The sequence below is a fragment of the Streptomyces sedi genome (genome assembly GCF_006335015.1).
GTDB classification, from domain to species: Bacteria; Actinomycetota; Actinomycetes; order Streptomycetales; family Streptomycetaceae; genus Streptomyces; species Streptomyces sedi.
Window position 1 is genome coordinate 1 of the sequence record NZ_VDGT01000008.1, and the last position, 14,617, is coordinate 14,617.

General features: G+C 74.7%; 12 protein-coding genes. 10 read left to right on the forward strand and 2 right to left on the reverse strand.

Translation table 11 applies throughout. From position 1 onward, the window contains the following. Nucleotides 1–591 precede the first annotated feature (591 nt). Complete coding sequence (locus tag FH715_RS12295) at nucleotides 592–1,053, reverse strand: ATP-binding protein (protein WP_139644445.1); 462 nt, start codon at nucleotides 1,051–1,053, stop codon at nucleotides 592–594. 219 nt (nucleotides 1,054–1,272) lie between these two features. On the opposite strand from FH715_RS12295, the gene FH715_RS12300 reads away from it, so the two are divergent. The 10 genes from FH715_RS12300 to FH715_RS12345 all read left to right on the forward strand — a co-directional run bounded on the left by FH715_RS12300 (nucleotide 1,273) and on the right by FH715_RS12345 (nucleotide 13,269). After that, complete coding sequence (locus FH715_RS12300) at nucleotides 1,273–2,076, forward strand: hypothetical protein (protein WP_139644447.1); 804 nt, start codon at nucleotides 1,273–1,275, stop codon at nucleotides 2,074–2,076. A gap of 143 nt (nucleotides 2,077–2,219) precedes the next feature. Further along, entirely contained in the window at nucleotides 2,220–2,945 is a 726-nt protein-coding gene (locus FH715_RS12305; protein ID WP_139644449.1) for a YcnI family copper-binding membrane protein, read from the forward strand. Nucleotides 2,946–3,017: 72 nt separating this feature from the next. Then, nucleotides 3,018–3,683 carry an SCO family protein gene (locus FH715_RS12310; RefSeq protein ID WP_139644451.1) on the forward strand — a complete coding sequence of 222 codons (666 nt, stop codon included), beginning with the start codon at nucleotides 3,018–3,020 and terminating at the stop codon, nucleotides 3,681–3,683. Then, on the forward strand, nucleotides 3,680–4,228 hold the full coding sequence (locus FH715_RS12315) for a copper chaperone PCu(A)C (protein WP_211367592.1): 549 nt from the start codon (nucleotides 3,680–3,682) through the stop codon (nucleotides 4,226–4,228). Before FH715_RS12310 ends, FH715_RS12315 begins: the two co-directional genes overlap by 4 nt. Continuing rightward, complete coding sequence (locus FH715_RS12320; protein WP_139644453.1) at nucleotides 4,225–6,078, forward strand: copper resistance CopC/CopD family protein; 1,854 nt, start codon at nucleotides 4,225–4,227, stop codon at nucleotides 6,076–6,078. The genes FH715_RS12315 and FH715_RS12320 overlap by 4 nt, the downstream gene beginning before the upstream one ends. Before the next feature lie 77 nt (nucleotides 6,079–6,155). Continuing rightward, entirely contained in the window at nucleotides 6,156–7,382 is a 1,227-nt protein-coding gene (gene efeB / locus FH715_RS12325) for an iron uptake transporter deferrochelatase/peroxidase subunit (protein WP_139644455.1), read from the forward strand. Between the two features lie 43 nt (nucleotides 7,383–7,425). After that, the gene (pheA, locus tag FH715_RS12330; RefSeq protein WP_139644456.1) at nucleotides 7,426–8,364 is read left to right on the forward strand and encodes a prephenate dehydratase; all 939 of its coding nucleotides are present in this window, start codon (nucleotides 7,426–7,428) and stop codon (nucleotides 8,362–8,364) included. A 599-nt stretch (nucleotides 8,365–8,963) separates the two neighbouring features. Then, a complete protein-coding gene (gene serS, locus FH715_RS12335; protein WP_139644459.1) occupies nucleotides 8,964–10,241 on the forward strand; it encodes a serine--tRNA ligase in 1,278 nt (425 codons plus the stop codon). Next, the gene (locus FH715_RS12340) at nucleotides 10,238–11,155 is read left to right on the forward strand and encodes an HAD family hydrolase (protein ID WP_139644461.1); all 918 of its coding nucleotides are present in this window, start codon (nucleotides 10,238–10,240) and stop codon (nucleotides 11,153–11,155) included. Before serS ends, FH715_RS12340 begins: the two co-directional genes overlap by 4 nt. A 101-nt stretch (nucleotides 11,156–11,256) precedes the next feature. Then, nucleotides 11,257–13,269, forward strand: a complete 2,013-nt coding sequence (locus tag FH715_RS12345; RefSeq protein ID WP_139644463.1) for a glycosyltransferase — start codon at nucleotides 11,257–11,259, stop codon at nucleotides 13,267–13,269. A gap of 589 nt (nucleotides 13,270–13,858) precedes the next feature. Here FH715_RS12345 and FH715_RS12350 read toward each other — a convergent pair. After that, nucleotides 13,859–14,578 carry an ABC transporter permease subunit gene (locus FH715_RS12350; RefSeq protein ID WP_139644465.1) on the reverse strand — a complete coding sequence of 240 codons (720 nt, stop codon included), beginning with the start codon at nucleotides 14,576–14,578 and terminating at the stop codon, nucleotides 13,859–13,861. Nucleotides 14,579–14,617: the final 39 nt, after the last annotated feature.

Genomic DNA, 14,617 nt, shown 5'->3' on the forward strand with positions numbered 1-14,617 from the left:
CGGCTCAGCGACGCGAGAAGGCGCGGCGCGGCGGATCGACCACGGAGCCGGGTGGCTCGGGTGCGTCGTCGACCGACGGGCCGGTGGACGGTTACCCGCGCAGTTCCCCGCGCCCCTGGGAACGTGGACGGCTCAGCGACGCGAGAAGGCGCGGCGCGGCGGATCGACCACGGAGCCGGGTGGCTCGGGTGCGTCGTCGACCGACGGGCCGGTGGACGGTTACCCGCGCAGTTCCCCGCGCCCCTGGGAACGTGGGCGCCTCAGCAACGCGAGAAGGCGCGGCGCGGCGGATCGACCACGGAGCCGGGTGGCTCGGGTGCGTCGTCGACCGACGGGCCGGTGGACGGTTGCCCGCGCAGTTCCCCGCGCCCCTGGGAGCGTGGGCGGCTCAGCGACGCGAGAAGGCGCGGTGGGTCGTGGGCGACCACGGAGCCGGGTGGCTCGGGTGCGTGGTCGACCGACGGGCCGGTGGACGGTTGCCCGCGCAGTTCCCCGCGCCCCTGGGAGCGCGGGGAACTGCGCGGTGCATAAGTGACGGGCCGCGGACGACAACCAAGCCAGACCACCCAGATGTGAAGTCGCCCCGAAGAATCACGACGCGCGGAGGAGTGCCGCGTCCTCGCGCCATTTGAGGATCTTGTCGAACGTCACGACCGCCCCGCCGCTGCCCGGTTGGTTGCCGAAGCGGACGCGGTCGGAGAGGGCCTCGATCAGCAGCAGGCCGCGGCCACCGGGGAGCAGGCCGGTCAGCTCCCCGGAAACCGGGGAAGCGGGGGAGGGAACGGATCCGGTCGGATGGGCGAAGCCGGGGCCGCAGTCGGTGACCTCGATGCGGCACATGTCGCCGTGGATCGAGGCGGTGACCCGGTAGACCTCGGAGAGCCCGCCGCCGTGCTGGACCGCGTTGGCGCAGGCCTCGGAGAGGGCCACCGACAGTTCGTGCGAGATGTCGCCGTCCACACCCGCCGTGTCCATCGCGCCGAGAAGCAGCCGCCGGGCCAGCGGAACGCTGGCCGCGTCACGGCGGAGTTGCAGAGACCACCAGATGCTCATGCTCCAGCCTCCTGGCCACGGCTCGACATATCCTTAGGTATTGCCTACCCGCCCGTCCTGTAAGCGTGTGATTGACCCAACACACCCCATTCGGCGGATGCCTCAGGGAGACGGCGGCCGATATGGCGGGCCACCGCCCCGGATGACGGGTGGTACTTCTGTACGAGGCGCCTCCCCTCCCGGCGGGCGGTCGGGGCCCGGTGAGATGATGGCGCCGCCATGCGTGCCGGAGCCGATCTGCGACTGCTGCGGGCCGCGGTCTTCGCCGCGGCCTGTTCCGCGTTGGCCGCCGCCGGGCACGTGCTGGGTGGTGGCGCGGGGGTGCCGCTCTGGGCCGTGGCCGCCGGCGCCCTGTTGACCTGGGCGTTCGCGTTGGCGTTGACCGGCAGGGAGCGGCGCTCCTGGCCGGGGATCGCGCTGGCGCTGGCGCTGACGCAGTTGGCGCTGCACCTCTTCTTCTGTCTCGCCGAGCATGTCGGGGCCTCCGGTGGACACGGCGGGCACGGCCCGGCCGACGGTCCGGCCGACCTGGCCGCGCGGCTGCTGTGCGGGGACCACGGCGCGATCTCCCCGGAGCGCGCTGCCGCCCTGCTCGACGACGCCGGGCTTCCGCCGGCCCCGTCGGGCGCCGGCGCGGTGGCGCACGGAGGGGGCGGTTGGGGTGCGGCCCTGCTCGACGGCGTGGCCACCCTGGGCTCCTGGCCGATGCTGCTCGGCCATCTGCTGGCCGCGCTGACGGCCGGCTGGCTGCTGCGGCAGGGCGAGGCCGCGCTGTGGCTCGCGGTGCGGCTCGCCGTCGAGCTGCCCGCCGCCCCGCGCTGGGCGCGCCGGCTGCTCACCGCGCTGCGGCTGCTGCTGCGGCTGCCGCCGCTGGCCGGCGCCGCGCCGCGCGCGCTGCCGGGGGCGCGGCACCGTTGGCCGCACCCGACGCCGGCGACGCTGGGCACGGTGCTGCCCGACGCGGTCGTGCGGCGGGGGCCGCCGGCCGGCGGCGAGGTCCGTTCGTTCACCCTGGCGGCCTGACCCGTTCCGTTCCGCTCGGCGATGCCGGGGGGCGGGGCGTGGGCGTCCGGCCGTCTCCCCTTCCCTTTGGCATCGGCCCCGAACGGGGCCCGCGTGGGCGGCTCGACGCGCGCCCGCGCCTCACCGTGGAGTGGACAACAACCATGAACAACACCCGCAGGGTCGCCTCCGCCACCGCCGTGGTCACCGGCACCCTCGCCCTGCTCGCCGTCGCCGGGCCCGCCCAGGCGCACGTCGGGATCGACCCGTCCGAGGTCGAGGCGGGCAGCTACCAGGTGCTCAACGTCAAGGTCCCCAACGAGCGGGACGACGCCTCGACCGTCGAGGTCGAGCTGCACCTGGACGCCGAGCACCCGCTGTCCACCGCGATGCCGCAGCCGGTGCCCGGCTGGGAGATCGACGTGGAGACCGCGGAGCTGGACGAGCCGGTGGAGGTGCACGGCAACGAGCTGACCGAGGTTCCGAGCGTGATCACCTGGTCGGGCGGGGAGATCGCGCCCGGCACGTTCCAGCAGTTCCCGCTCTCCGTGGGGCCGCTGCCCGAGGACGCCGACCATCTGGTCCTGAAGGCGATCCAGACCTATGACAGCGGTGAGGTCGTCCGCTGGATCGAGGAGCCGACCGAGGACGGCGAGGAGGCCGCGGAGGACCCGGCTGCCGTGCTGCGGCTGACGCCCGCCTCGGGCGAGGGGCACGGCGCCGACGAGGTGTCGGCGTCCGAGACGGACGACGCCCCCGGCGAGGAGCGGGCGTCGGCCGACGAGGGCGGCGGGTCCGACACCACGGCCAGGGTGCTGGCCGGCGTCGGGATCGCGGTCGGCGTCGCCGGCCTGGTCTTCGGCGTGCTGGGCCACCGCCGCCGCGCCTGATCCCCCCACCCACCACGCCGTGGGGCGGGTCGTCCCGCCCCACGGCCCCCAACGCACGGAAACGTTGAGCACATGCGCACACGCACCAGCATCCGTTCCGGTCTGCTCGGGGCCGCCGTCGTCCTCGCCCTCGCGGGCTGCGGCGGCGGCGAAGGCGACGACGACGGCGGGGACAACCCGCCGGCGGAGGTCTCCGAGACCCGCGCCGAGGACGAGGGAACCGTCCTCGACAACCCCTTCGAGAAGCCCGAACTGGTCCTCACCGACACCGAGGGCCAGCCCTACGACCTGGTCGCCGAGACGGCGGGCAAGCCGACGCTGCTGTACTTCGGCTACACCAACTGCCCCGACATCTGCCCGTTGACCATGGGCAACATCGCCGTGGCCGCGAGCGGCCTGACGCCCGAGCAGCGCGAGGAGCTGCGGGTCGTCTTCGTCACCAGTGACCCGGAGCGGGACACCCCCGAGTCGCTGGGCCCCTGGCTGGACTCGTTGGACCCGGAGTTCATCGGTCTGACCGGGGACTTCGACCAGATCCAGACGGCCGCCAGGTCGGTCGGGGTCGCCATCGAGCCCTCCGTCGAGGAGGAGGACGGCTCGATCGTCTCCACGCACGGCACCCAGGTGGTGGCCTTCCTGCCCGACGACGACCTCGGCCATGTCCTCTATCTGGAGGGCGTCACGGCGGAGACCTTCGAGCGCGACCTGCCGAAGCTGATCGAGGGAGAGCTGCCGTGACCGGCGCCAGGCGCCTGCCGTGGGCGCTCGTGCTGGCGGGTGCGCTCCTCGCCGGCTGCGGCGGCGGGGAAGGCGACGACGAGGGGAGCGGCGAGGGGGGCGCGCCGGAGCTGAGCGTCACCGGCGCCTATCTGCCGGAGCCGGTCAACCCGGAGGTCGCCGGCGGCTTTCTGACGGTGCACAACGCGGGCGGCACCGATGACGCGCTGGTCTCCGTCAGCAGCGACCTGACGGGCTCCGTGGAGATGCACGAGACGGTGGAGAACGCGATGCGGCGGGTCGGGGAGCTGCCGGTGCCGGCCGGCGGCGCCCTCGCGCTGGAGCGCGGCGGCAGCCATCTGATGTTCGTCGATCTGGCGGAGCCGCCGGTCGAGGGCGACGTGGTCACGGTCGAGCTGCGGTTCGAGGTCTCCGAGCCGCTCACCGTCGAGGTCCCGGTCGAGTCCGCCACCCACACCGGTGGCGAGCACGAGGACCACGGCGGGCACGGCGGGCACGAGGGCCACGGCGAGGACGGGGAAGCGGGGGAGGAGCACTCACCATGATCGCCGCCGTCTCCCGTCCCCTGGGCGCGCTGCTGCTGGTCGTCGGCACGCTGGCGGCGCTGCTTGTCGGGGCGCGTCCGGCCGCCGCGCACGCCTCGTTGACCGGCACGAGCCCGGGGGACGGCGAGGTGGTGGCGAGCGCTCCCGCCGAGGTCGTCCTCACCTTCTCCGAGCCGGTCTCCGTCGGGGAGGACGCCCTGCGGGTGCTCGACCCGGACGGTGAACGCGTCGACACCGGCGAGGTGACCCGCGGGGCCGGCGGCGCCGAGCAGACGCTGGGCCTGGTCGAGGGGGTGGGTGACGGCACCCACACCGTCGCCTGGCAGGCGATCTCGAACGACGGGCACCCCATCAGCGGCGCGTTCACCTTCTCCGTCGGGGCGCCGTCGGAGACCAGCGTCGACGTCTCGGGCGGCAGCCCCGACGGGGGCGCGGTGGGGCTGCTCCACGACGCGCTGCGGTACGTCGCGTACGCCGGCTTCCTGCTGCTGCTCGGCCCGGCGGTCTTCGCCCTGGTCTGCTGGCCGGGGGCGGCCGGGCGGCGCGCGGTGCGGCGGACCACGGTCGTCGGCTGGCTGACGCTCGCCGTGGCCACGGCCGCGCTGCTGCTGGTGCGGGTGCCGTACACGACGACGGGCCGGCTGGGGGACGCGTTCGACCTGGACGGCCTGGCCGACGTGGTGGACTCGCGCGCCGGGACCGCGCTGCTGACCCGGCTGGTGCTGCTGTCGGCGGCGGCGCTGCCGGTGGCGCTGCTGCACGGGCGGTACGCCCGCGCGGTGGCGGCCGGCGACGCGCGGCTGGCGCGTGACCTGCGGTTCGGCGTCGGGGTCGGCGGCGGGGCGCTGGCGGTGGGGCTGGCGGCGACGTGGGCGACGGCCGAGCACGCGGCGACCGGTATCCAGACCGGGGTGGCGATCCCGGTCGCCATGGTCCATCTGCTGGCGACGGCCTGCTGGTTGGGTGGGCTGGTGACGCTGCTGGTGCTGCTGCGCGGGGCGGAGGGGCCGCCGCCCGCCGCGGCGGTGCGCCGCTACTCGGCGGTGGCCCTCGCGGGCGTGGCGACCCTGGCGGCGACCGGCCTGTACCAGAGCTGGCGGCAGGTCGGCTCGTTCTCCGCGCTGACGGGGACGGACTACGGCCGGCTGCTGATCGTCAAGGTCGTGGTGGTGGTGGTGCTGCTCGCCGTCGCCAGGGGCTCGCGCCGCTGGACCGGTGCGCTGCGGGACGGCGACGTCGCCGTTCCCGGGGAACGGGAGCCGGCGGAGGAGACCGTTCCGGAGGACCCGGAGCGCGCGCGGCAGTTGGCGCGGCAGCGGGTGGCGGTGGAGCGGGCCAGGCGGCGGCGCGAGGAGGGGCGGGAACGGGCGGGGCTGCGGCGTACCGTGCTGGTGGAGACGGGGATAGCCGTGGTGCTGCTCGCCGTCACCACCGCGCTGACCGGCACCCCGCCCGCCCGGAGCGAGGGCGGGGCCTCGACGGCCGCGCCGGACTCCGGCGGCGGGGCGTCGGGGGAGGGCGCTCCGTGGGAGCTCGACTACGACACCGGGGGCGCCGAGGGCACGGCGACGCTGGAGCTGGCGCCGGGGGCCGTCGGGGAGAACACCCTGGACGTCGCGCTGGTCGACGCCGAGGGGCGGCCGGCCGAGGTGGAGGAGCTGAGGGTCAGCCTCACCCTGCCCGAGGAGTCCATCGGCCCGCTGCGCGTGGAGACCGAGCGGGTGGCCGAGGGGCGTTGGCGTGCGGCCGACGTTCCGTTGCCGCGCCCCGGCGAGTGGGAGATGGACCTGACCATCCGCACCTCGGAGGTCGACCAGGCCACCGAGACGACCACGCTGACCGTGCCGTGACCGGGGCCGGGGCCGCGACCGGGGCCGCGACCGGGGCCGTGAGCGGGGAAGAGCACGAGGACGAGAACGGACGCACCATGACCGAAGGCACCTTCTCCCGCCGCCGGCTGCTGGGCACGGCGACGGCCACCGGCGTCGCCGGCCTCGCCGCCGGGGCGACCAGCGGCGCGCTCGGGCACGCCGCCGCCTCCGAGGGCGGACCCGCGCTGAGCACCCTGGGCAGCGCGACGGTTCCGTTTCACGGCACGCACCAGCCGGGCATCACCACGCCGCTTCAGTCGCGTTCCCATCTGCTCGCCTTCGACCTGGCCGAGGACGCGGGCAGGCGCGGGGCGGCGGCGTTGCTGCGTCGCTGGTCGACGCTGGCGGCGGAGCTGATGGCCGGCCGGCTCGACGAGACGGGGACGGGCATCGCCGACGACGCGGGGCCCGCGTCGTTGACGTTGACCTTCGGCTTCGGGCACAGCTTCTTCGATGCCACGGGGCTGACCGCACTGCGCCCCGAGGCACTGCGACCGCTGCCCGCGTTCTCCCAGGACGCGCTGGACGAGGGGCGTTCGCACGGTGACCTGTGGGTGCAGATCGGGGCCGACGACCCGCTGGTGGCGTTCGGCGCGCTGCGCGCGGTGCGGCGGGCGGCGGAGGGCAGCGCGCGGACGCGGTGGCAGATGAACGGCTTCCACCGCAGCCCGGGGGCGACCGCGCGGCCGATGACGGGCCGGAACCTGATGGGGCAGGTCGACGGCACCAACAACCCGACGCCCGACGACCCGGACTTCGAGCGGCACGTCTTCGTGCCGTCGGACGGCGAGCCGGCGTGGATGGCGGGCGGCTCCTACGCGGTGGTGCGGCGCATCCGGATGCTGCTGGACGACTGGGAGGGGGCGACGGAGGAGGAGCGCGCGCGGGTCCTCGGCCGGCGGCGCTCCGACGGCGCGCCGCTGACCGGCGGGGACGAGCGGACGCCGGTGGACCTGGAGGCGACGGAGACGGACGGCTCGCCGGTGATCGCGGCCAACGCCCATGTCCGGGTGACGGCGCCGGAGTCCAACGGGGGCGCCACGATGCTGCGGCGTTCGTTCTCCTACCACGACGGGGAGCGGGAGGACGGGAGCCAGGACGCGGGGCTGCTCTTCGTCTGCTGGCAGGCGGACCCGCTGCGGTCGTTCGTGACGGTGCAGCGGAAGCTGGACCGGGGCGACGCGCTGAGCGCCTTTCTGCGGCACGAGGCGAGCGGTCTCTTCGCCGTACCGGGCGGCGCCGCGGAAGGCGAGTACGTGGGGCAACGACTTGTCGAAAGCTGAAGCGGCGTCCCTGGCCGTGTCCCGGCGGGACTACCGTGACGCCATGACTTCTGCGAGCCGCTACACCTATCTCGGCCCCGAGGGGACGTTCACCGAGGCCGCCCTGCGCACGCTTCCCGAGGCGGCGACCCGTGCGCTGGTGCCGATGATCTCGGTGCCGGCGGCGTTGGACGCGGTGCGGGTGGGGGAGGCCGCCGGCTCGCTGGTGCCGATCGAGAACTCGGTGGAGGGCGGCGTCACCTCGACGGTGGACGAGCTGGCCACCGGGCGGCCGTTGATGATCTACCGCGAGGTGCTGCTGCCGATCGCGTTCGCGCTGCTGGTGCGCCCGGGCACGGCGTTGGACGACGTGAAGACGGTGACCGGGCACCCGGTGGCGCAGCCGCAGGTGCGCGGCTGGCTCGGGGAGCATCTGCCGGAGGCCGTCTGGGAGTCGGCGGCGTCCAACGCGGACGGCGCGCGGCTGGTGCAGGAGGGGCGGTACGACGCGGCGTTCGCCGGTGAGTTCGCGGCGGCGACATACGGGTTGACGCCGCTGGTCACCGGCATTCACGACGCGGACAACGCGACGACGCGGTTCGTGCTGGTCGGCCGGCCGGCGCGGCCGGCGGCGCCGACGGGGGCGGACAAGACGTCGGTGGTGCTGTGGCTGCGGGACGACCACCCGGGGGCGCTGCTCGACGTGCTCCAGGAGTTCGCGACCTGCGGGGTCAACCTGTCGCGGATCGAGTCGCGGCCCACGGGGCGGGGCATCGGCCAGTACTGCTTCTCCGTGGACTGCGAGGGGCACGTGTCGGACCGCCGGGTCGGCGAGGCGCTGATGGGGTTGAAGCGGCTCTGCTCGGACGTGCGCTTCCTCGGCTCGTATCCGAGGGCGGACCAGCTGCGGCCCGTGGTCGGGGAGGGGACGCGGGACGAGGACTTCCTGACGGCGGCCGACTGGCTGACCCGCTGCCTGGACGGCCGCCCGGGGCCGCTCTGACGCCGGCGGTGAGCCGCACCGGCGCCGTTCGCCGCGCCCCTGGCCGGTCGTGGCGGGCGTGGCCGGCCGGGTGGGGTTCACGCGGGGAGGCGCTGGCCTGTGGACTGTTCGGCAGGTTATCCACAGGCCACCGACCGTGGCTGTGTATAAGTCGGTGGACAAGCGGCCGGAGAGAAACGGGCATTAGCCCCATATGCGGATACTGTGCACGATGGAACCCATCACACAATGAGCCGCTTTTCGTCACCCGAATCACTCCGAATAACCCCTGAGAGCGAGCGAGTTTCCCAGGGATTCTCTCAGATTCCCCCGGAAGTGCGAATGAGCGCGGTTTGCGTGGGGAATTATCCGCCGCGCACCGAAGGGCCCGGAAGGCGCCACGCCGTTCATCCACAACCCCGCCCCCCAGCCTGTGGATAACTCGGTCGAGCCGGTGGACGGACGGGGGGCGAAGGGCCCCCGAAACGCCGCCGAGCAGGGCCGAGAGGGGGCGCGGCCGAGTTTCCCGAGCTCGACCGACTCTTCCGGCAAAACGGGCTTATCGCCCTCCGGGGCCTTTTCGTTTCACCGCCCCGAGACGGCCCGGTAGCCTGTCGGACGTGATTGACCTCCGACAGCTCCGCGAGAACCCGGACCTGGTGCGCGCCTCGCAGCGCGCCCGTGGTGAAGACGTCGACCTGGTGGACAGGCTACTCTCCGCCGACGAGCGGCGGAGGTCGTCCGGATCGCGCTTCGACGAGCTGCGCGCCGAGCAGAAGCGCCTGGGCAAGCTCATCCCCCGCGCCGAGGGCGAGGAGAAGGCCGAGCTGCTGGCCCGCGCCGGCACCCTCTCCACCGAGGTGAAGGCCGCCGACGCCGAGCGCGACGAGGCGTCCGCCGAGGCCGAGGCGCTGCTCCTCCAGCTCTCCAACGTGATCCACCCCGCCGTCCCCGTGGGCGGCGAGGACGACTACACCGTGCGCGAGACCGTCGGCGAGATCAGGGACTTCGCCGCCGAGGGCATCACCCCGCGCGACCACATGGACCTCGGCCAGGCGCTGGGCGCCATCGACACCGAGCGCGCCGCGAAGGTCTCCGGCTCCCGCTTCGCCTATCTGCGCGGCCAGGGCGCACTGTTGGAGCTGGCCCTGGTCAACGCGGCGGTCGCGCAGGCCACCGCCGCCGGCTTCGTGCCGATGGTCACGCCGGCCCTGGTGCGTCCGCGCGCCATGGAGGGCACCGGCTTCCTCGGCCAGGCGGCGCAGGACGTCTACCGGCTGGAGCAGGACGACGCCTATCTGGTGGGCACCTCCGAAGTGCCGCTGGCCGCCTACCACATGGACGAGATCATCGACGCCGACCAGCTGCCGCTGCGCTACGCGGGCGTCTCCCCGTGCTACCGGCGCGAGGCCGGCTCCTACGGCAAGGACACCAAGGGCATCTTCCGGGTGCACCAGTTCACCAAGGTCGAGATGTTCTCGTTCGTCACGCCCGAGGAGGCCGAGGACGAGCTGGAGCGGCTGCTGGGCTGGGAGAAGCAGTGGCTGACCTCCCTTGAGCTGCCGTTCCGGGTGATCGACGTCGCCAGCGGCGACCTCGGCGCCTCCGCCAGCCGCAAGTACGACTGCGAGGCGTGGTTCCCCACCCAGGGCAGGTACCGCGAGCTGACGTCGACCTCCAACTGCACCGAGTTCCAGGCGCGTCGACTCCAGGTGCGGATGCGCGAGAGTGGCCGCACCCGGCCGCTGGCCACGTTGAACGGCACGCTCTGCGCGGTCTCCAGGACCATCGTCGCGCTCCTGGAGTACCACCAGCAGGCCGACGGCTCGGTCCACGTGCCGGAGGTGCTGCGCCCCTACCTCGGCGGTCGTGAGCGGCTGGAGCCGGTCGCTCGATGAGCCAGCCGCGTTCCGAGCCGGCAGCCGTCCCCTCCGCCCCGGCGGAGGGGACCGTGCCGGCCCAACCGGCGGGCGTCGCCGCGCCGTTCCCCTACCGGCTGATCGCCACCGACCTCGACGGGACGCTGCTGCGCTCCGACGAGACCATCTCGCCCCGCACCCGCCGCGCGCTGCGCGCGGCGGTCGCCGCCGGCGCCCGGCACCTCGTCGCGACCGGGCGCAGCGTCGCCTGGACCCGGCACATCCTGCGCGACCTGGGATACGAGGGGCTGGCCGTCTGCGGGCAGGGCGCGCAGCTCTACCACGCGGGCGAGGACCGGCTGGTGACGTCGGTGACCCTGGACCGCGCGCTGGCGCGCGCCGTGGTGGAACGGCTGGAGTCCCGCCTCGGCACGCTGGGTGTCGCGGCCAACCGCGACGGGCTCGACGGGCAGGTCGTCGCGGACGAACGCTTCCCCATCGGCCCCGGCAGCGGCTTCGGCGAGGAGCCGGGGTCGGAGGAGCTGTGGCGGTCGCGTGACCGGGCGGCGCTCTTCGAGGAGCCGCTCATCAAGCTCTATCTGCGCCATCCCACGCTGGACGACGACGCGTTGGCCGCCGCCGCGCTGGCCGAGGTCGGCGACGCGGTGGGCGTGATCGTCTCCGGCGAGGGCCTGGTCGAGGTCGTGCCGGCCGGGCTGAGCAAGGCCACCGGCCTCTCGCTCGCCGCCCGGCGGATGAAGGTGCGGGCCGCCGAGACCATCGCCTTCGGCGACATGCCCAACGACCTGGCGATGTTCGCCTGGGCGCGGCACGCGGTGGCGATGGCCGACGCCCACCCCACGGTGAAGGCCGCGGCCGACGAGGTCACCGGCGGCAACGACGCGGACGGCATCGCCGTGGTGCTGGAGAGGCTGCTCGCCGCGGGGCGTTGAGCGCCAGCGTGCGCGCCCTGAAGCGCACGCCGGGGAACCGCGGGACGCGACGCTCCGTCGAACCCCCAGTAGCGGCGCGGTGACCGAAGCCGGGGGGCCTCGTGAAGATCGTCTTTCTCCTCAACAACGCCTACGGCGTGGGCGGCACGATCCGTTCCGTCGCCAACCTCTCCGCGGCGCTCGCCGAACGCCACGACGTGCGGATCGCGAGCCTCTACCGCTCCAGGACCACGCCGAGCCTCGCCTTCGCCCCCGGCGTGCGGATCACCCCGCTGATCGACCTGCGCCCCGACGCCGCCGACGCGGCCGGCCAGGGCCCCGAACCGGCCGAGCCGAGCGCCGTCTTCGCCGACCTGCCGATGAACTACGGGCGGATCGCGCCCTCCGGGCTCAGCGACCGGCGCATGGGCGACTTCCTCGCCAAGGTCGACGCCGACGTGGTGATCTCCACCCGCCCCGTGCTCAACGTCTATCTCGCCCGCCTCGGCCAGCCGCGCTATCTGCGGATCGCCCAGGAGCACCTCACCCACGACGCGCGCTCCCGGCGCGCCAGGGCCGTGCAGCTGGCGGCGGCACGGGAGCTGGACGCCCTGGTCTGCGTCTCCAGGAGGGACGCCGAACGCTACGCCGAGGCCCTGCGCGGCTCCCCCGTGCGGGTCGTCAACGTCCCCAACTGCTCCCCCGCGCCCAGCGTCCCGCCGGCCGCCGGCGACTCACGGATCATCGTGGCGGCCGGCCGGCTGGCGCCGGTCAAGCGCTACGACCGGCTGATCGACGCGTTCGCCGAGCTGGCGCCCGAGTTCCCCGACTGGCAGCTGCGGATCTACGGCCGGGGCGCGGAACGCGACGCCCTGCGCCGGCGCATCGGCGCACACGGCCTGCACAACCGCGCGCGGCTGATGGGCGCCGCCTCGCCGATCGAGACCGAGTGGGTCAAGGGCGCGGTGGCCGCGGTCTCCTCGGACGCCGAGTCGTTCGGGCTGACCCTGGTGGAGGCGATGCGCTGCGGACTGCCTGTGGTCGCGACCGACTGCCCGCACGGGCCGGGAGAGATCATCACGCACGGCGAGAACGGCGTGCTGTCGCCGCTGCCGGGCGGCAGCGCCGCCCTCGCCGCGGCGCTGCGGCCACTGCTGGCGGACGAGGCGTTGCGCCGCGGGCTGGCGGCGCGGGGGCGCGCCTCGGCGGCGGCGTACGCGCCGGGCGTGATCGCCGCGCGGTACGAGGAGCTGTTCCACGCGTGGGCGCCCGACGCCTCGACCGGCGGGTCCCGCAGGGGACTTGGCGCGCTGTGGCGCCTGCGGCGGCCAACCGGGATCCGGCCCGGCGGCCGGCCCCGCGGCCTCGCGGAGAGCGCGGCGGACGGCGGGCTGCGGGTCTCCCTCGACGGCCGCTCGCTCCCGAAGGGCGCGGGCACGCTGCTGCTGCGGCTGCGCCACGACCCGGGGGGTCGGGAGCTGGCGCTTCCGCTGCCGCGCGTGCGCGGCTCGCGGCGGGTGGAGCTGACGCTCGACCGCGAGACGCTCGAACTGGCCGAGGGCCGCTGGGACCTCTTCGTTGCGACCGGCCTCCCGGAGGCGCCGGGGCGGGCGCGGCGGGTGGCCGCCGACCAGGTGCGCCAGGCCGCCCTGGTCCACGCGCCGCCCCGGGTGGACGGGCGCGGGGTGAGCGCGTGGATCCCCTACCGCACGAAGGACGGCAACCTCACGGTCCGCGCGTGGCTGCGCCCCGCCCACGCGGAGGTCGACGAGGTGCTCCTCGGCGACGACGCGTTCACGGTGCGGGTGACGCCGGCCGGCGCGGTGGGCGGCCCTTCGGGCGCCGGGTGGCGGGCGGTGGGGGAGAACGGCGGGTCCGTGTGCGACCTCGGATGTGCCGTGGACGGCGACCAGTTGGTGGTGACGATCCCGTTCGACGCGGTGGCGGCGACGCCCGGCGACTGGCGGCTGGCGCTGCGCGCCCCCGACGGTACGGCGGTCGCCGCGGCCCGCATCGGCGGCGACGTCGCGGACCGCCGCGCGACGGACGTCTTCCCCCCGCGCGACGGTGCCGGGGCCGCCCTGCGGCTCCGCTTCACCCTCGACCACGACCTGGTCCTGACGGTCGACGCGTAGCCCGCGTCGCGGACAGCGGCGGACGACCACCGAGCCGCCCCCACCGGGCGCGTTGTCGAGCGCACCCCGGCGCGAGGTCACCCGCGCCCCACGGGGTGTCAGGGGCGCGGGGAACTGCGCGAAGCATCCGTGACGGGCCGCGGACGACCACCGAGCCGGACCGGCCAGGTCCGTTGTCGACCACACCCCGGCACGGGGTCACCCGCGCAGTTCCCCGCGCCCCCGGACCGCGCCGGCGAAGCACCACGAAAACCACCGGCAGCATGCCCACCCCCACACACCCCCACGAACCCCGGGGGCGCGGGGAACCGCGCGAAGCACCCGTGACCGGCCGCAGACGACCACCGAGCCGGACCGGCCAGGTCCGTTGCCGACCACACCCCGGCACGGGGTCACCCGCGCAGTTCCCCGCGCCCCCGGACCGCGCCGGCGAAGCACCACGAAAACCACCGGCAGCATGCCCACCCCCACACACCCCCACGAACCCCAGGGGCGCGGGGAACTGCGCGAAGCATCCGTGACCGGCCGCGGACGACCACCGAGCCGGACCGGCCAGGTCCGTTGTCGAGCGCACCGACCGGCGAGGGGCTCAGTCCCCGGTCACGGTCAACGCCGTCAGGCGGCGCGTCGCGTACCAGGCGCCCAGCACCGTGGCCGCCGTCAGCAGGATCAGCGCCAACGGCAGCGCCACGTCCGACGTGACGTCGGAGCCCGAGGCGGCGATGCCCTCGGCCAGGGACAGCGACCACTGCTGCACGCTGAGCGTGCGCACCCCGGCCAGCGTGCTGCCCAGCAGCGCCTCCCAGACCAGCGCGTAGACCAGCCCGAAGACCACCGCGTTCCGCGAGACCGTGCCCAGCAGCAGGAAGATCGCGCTGTAGGCGACGGCGGCGACGGCCGCCGCCACGGTGTAGGCGGAGGCGATGCCCTGGCTGTTGCCGTTGAGGATCAGCCCGGACACCAGGATCGGCGCGGTGGTGAACGCGATCGTGACGGCGATCGCCACGATCAGCTTGGTCATGATGATCGTGCGCCGGGGCAGCGGCTTCGCCAGGAGGTAGACGATCGAACCGTCGTCGATCTCCGGGGCGATGGCGCCCGTGCCGGCGACCACGCCGATCAGCGGGACCATGGAGGCGAGGGCGAAGCCGCCCAGCACCTCGACGGCCGCGCTGTCGTCGGCGCCGCCGATGAGCCGCACGGCCAGCGAGATCGACAGCAGCAGCGCGGGCAGGGCGATCAGTATCAGCACCCGGCGACGGCCGAGCAGGGCCCGGTACGTGAGCCGGGCGACGGTGTGGTTGTACATCGCGGTGTGGCTCCTTAGCGGCGGTGCGCCGATTCGTCG

Bases quoted from the DNA above. Each gene is read 5' to 3' on its own strand.
- FH715_RS12295 (WP_139644445.1), bottom strand. From the start codon at position 1,053: ATGAGCATCTGGTGGTCTCTGCAACTCCGCCGTGACGCGGCCAGCGTT.
- FH715_RS12300 (WP_139644447.1), top strand. From the start codon at position 1,273: ATGCGTGCCGGAGCCGATCTGCGACTGCTGCGGGCCGCGGTCTTCGCC.
- FH715_RS12305 (WP_139644449.1), top strand. From the start codon at position 2,220: ATGAACAACACCCGCAGGGTCGCCTCCGCCACCGCCGTGGTCACCGGC.
- FH715_RS12310 (WP_139644451.1), top strand. From the start codon at position 3,018: ATGCGCACACGCACCAGCATCCGTTCCGGTCTGCTCGGGGCCGCCGTC.
- FH715_RS12320 (WP_139644453.1), top strand. From the start codon at position 4,225: ATGATCGCCGCCGTCTCCCGTCCCCTGGGCGCGCTGCTGCTGGTCGTC.
- efeB (WP_139644455.1), top strand. From the start codon at position 6,156: ATGACCGAAGGCACCTTCTCCCGCCGCCGGCTGCTGGGCACGGCGACG.
- pheA (WP_139644456.1), top strand. From the start codon at position 7,426: ATGACTTCTGCGAGCCGCTACACCTATCTCGGCCCCGAGGGGACGTTC.
- FH715_RS12340 (WP_139644461.1), top strand. From the start codon at position 10,238: ATGAGCCAGCCGCGTTCCGAGCCGGCAGCCGTCCCCTCCGCCCCGGCG.
- FH715_RS12350 (WP_139644465.1), bottom strand. From the start codon at position 14,578: ATGTACAACCACACCGTCGCCCGGCTCACGTACCGGGCCCTGCTCGGC.